This window comes from Anaplasma phagocytophilum, from assembly GCF_023476575.1.
Classification (GTDB): Bacteria; Pseudomonadota; Alphaproteobacteria; order Rickettsiales; family Anaplasmataceae; genus Anaplasma; species Anaplasma phagocytophilum_A.
In genome coordinates this window covers 1-2428 of record NZ_JAHLEX010000129.1, presented here as the reverse complement: position 1 = coordinate 2428, position 2428 = coordinate 1, and the positions used below count along the sequence as shown (strand labels likewise).

The 2428-nt window shown below is 35.7% G+C and carries 4 protein-coding genes; all 4 read left to right on the top strand.

From position 1 onward, the window contains the following. The first annotated feature begins 416 nt into the window (after positions 1–416). Genes KPX09_RS05015 through KPX09_RS05000 form a run of 4 tightly spaced genes read left to right on the top strand, consistent with a single transcriptional unit; the run spans position 417 to position 2076 of the window. A complete protein-coding gene (locus tag KPX09_RS05015) occupies positions 417–737 on the top strand; it encodes a hypothetical protein (RefSeq protein ID WP_249549269.1) in 321 nt (106 codons plus the stop codon). 16 nt (positions 738–753) lie between these two features. Then, positions 754–1311, top strand: coding sequence for a phage head-tail connector protein (locus KPX09_RS05010; RefSeq protein ID WP_249549268.1), 558 nt, complete (start codon positions 754–756; stop codon positions 1309–1311). Beyond that, the gene (locus KPX09_RS05005) at positions 1308–1706 is read left to right on the top strand and encodes a hypothetical protein (RefSeq protein WP_249549267.1); all 399 of its coding nucleotides are present in this window, start codon (positions 1308–1310) and stop codon (positions 1704–1706) included. Before KPX09_RS05010 ends, KPX09_RS05005 begins: the two co-directional genes overlap by 4 nt. Before the next feature lie 13 nt (positions 1707–1719). Further along, positions 1720–2076 carry a phage tail tube protein gene (locus KPX09_RS05000; RefSeq protein WP_249549266.1) on the top strand — a complete coding sequence of 119 codons (357 nt, stop codon included), beginning with the start codon at positions 1720–1722 and terminating at the stop codon, positions 2074–2076. Positions 2077–2428: the final 352 nt, after the last annotated feature.

Sequence of the window (2428 nt, the reverse complement as noted above, 5' to 3'; positions counted from 1 at the left end):
TATTCTGCGGTTGATCCACTAAAAGCGCTATGAAATATTGTGAAGCATGAATGGGGTGGGAGAAGTCTTTTTCGAAGGGTGTCATCGCGCCTTAGACTTTTCTCTGTGTCCTGTAATTCCGACTTGTTTTGTTGCGCTAATTAAGATGCGCTGCTAGATAGCGTGCTGTTTTTTTTGCACTGTAAAACAGTGGAGTTTTTCAACGTTAGGTTAATGTACTGCTTTCGTACGCAAATGACAGAATTTCACTGAGTTGCTTTGTAAGTAGTGATGCAAAATGGAAGGGCATAATCGAATCTTAGATTTTCTGTTTATAGGGATATAGCAGTAAGAGATTTCCATCTTACTTTGTGCTTCCTGTCAGCAAAGCAGCTGAAATACAATGCCATCTATCTATTGTTGATTCTAGATGATATATGGAAAGAAAAGAAAATCTACAAGTAGCATATGATTATTCAGGGAAGATTTTTGAAACCATTCTGAGAAGAAAAGAAGAAGAGTTTCAAAATTCTGTAGACGATATACTTCGTAAATTTTCTGAGCAGCTTTATGGGTCGCTAGAAAGAGCATTACCTGAATTAATCAAAAAATTGCAAGCAGATCTACTGCCAAGAGAATTTTCTGGAATTATAAGTGAAAAACATGGGAAAAATCTTATAGACGACAATACTTCTAATATGTTCCTAGACGACGTAATTGTGCAAATTGTTCAAGAAGCTTTAGGAGATTTATCTTGATATGGTTTTTTTGTAAATGATGGAAAATTCTGTTTTTCAAATTCTAAGGAAGAGTTCTTCAAAGGAATTTCCGGTTTCATTAGAGGATGCTAAGTTATTTTTAGGCATAAACAATAATAAGGAAGATGCGCTTTTACGTAATCTCATCTCGATTTCCACAGAGTATGCACAGTGGTATATAGAAAGATCGTTAATGCAGCAAACATGGCAGTTATCTTATAGCGGTGAGATAGTTCCGAAAAAAATATACTTGCCATTCGGCCCGCTGATTTCTGTAACGTCTGTAAATACAATTAGTGCTGGGGATGAAAAAGTTACAATCAAGAGCAATAATTACTACGTTGATAGGTTGCGCTCAAGTATTGAACTTTCGTCTTGCGTAGATTCAGTGTGTGTGGAAATAGTCTATGATGCAGGGTATTTGGCTCCTGAAATAATCCCTGCGCAAGTTAGACATGGGATATTGCATCATACTGCAATTTCTTACAAAAACCGCAGTAATGTAGACATAAAGCATATGACTTTTCTTAAAGAGATGTATCTTCCGTTTCGTGAATTAAAACTAGTGCTATGACAGGTATCAAAAGGTTATATAGCACTTTAGTTGAGTACTTACGTTCCGATGTTATTTTAAAAGACCTATTAAGTGATATATATGAACAGGCCCCGACAAATGCATCTTTACCATACGCATACTTGCATTTTTGTTATATAGAAGAAATCTGTACTTTTGATAGATTGGTATATCGGGCAATGATCATGTGCGGTTCCTTGAGTAATAGCCTTGAGGAGGTTATGAACATAACAGAGCAGGTTAGATCTACATGTATGGAATTTTTTTCCGGTAAAGAGAAGTATGTATTGTCCGATATACGATACAAAATTGTGCATTTGTCGCAGAGCATTTTTCAATCCAACATAGATTTAGAGGTCTTAATAAGTGATAGTAGTGAGCTTTCAAGAGAATGAATCAGGTGCCTATTTGCCATTGAAAAATGTAAAGAGTGTCAAGATAACACTATGCAATAAAAATAGTTATATAAGAAGTATACGCTCAGCTGGATGGGTGAATGCTTTAGAGAGATCTGGCGAAAAATATATAACAATAAAGATCAATGCTATAGTAGGGCGTTCTCGTTCTGAGATTGTTCTTCGTGAATTTGCAATTGAGAATCGTATTATAAGTTGTGAGATCCTGTTTTCTAACGAAACAAAGGAAAGACTCAGAACTAAATGCTTTATAGAACTTTACGAAAAGCACTGTGAGGCCGGAAGTTTGGAAAGTTATACTACCATCTTACAGAGTAGCGGGGCAGTACATTTTTTACATGATAATTGAACTATCTTTTATGTAGTTAGAGCGCGTTATAAATTGTTCTCCACGAGCATAAACAAAACAGTAGCGCGTTTAAATTTGCAGTATAAGTGTGGGGATTAATAGACTGTTTTGGTCTCATATTGCTGCAGATTTAGACTCTTTGGGAATGCCAAGAGAGCTGATACTGGTTATTAAGAATATCTTTCGTCAACATATATCCTAATAAGGAGTGGTCACTTTGGCAGAAGTCAGGTTTTTCGTTTGATAGACTTTTAGAAAAATTAAAGAAATTTTACTGAGGGAAGACAGGGTTTGAGCTCTTGAGTATTTGTTAGAATATCGTCAGTTATATACCATTGCAGAGGCTATATGC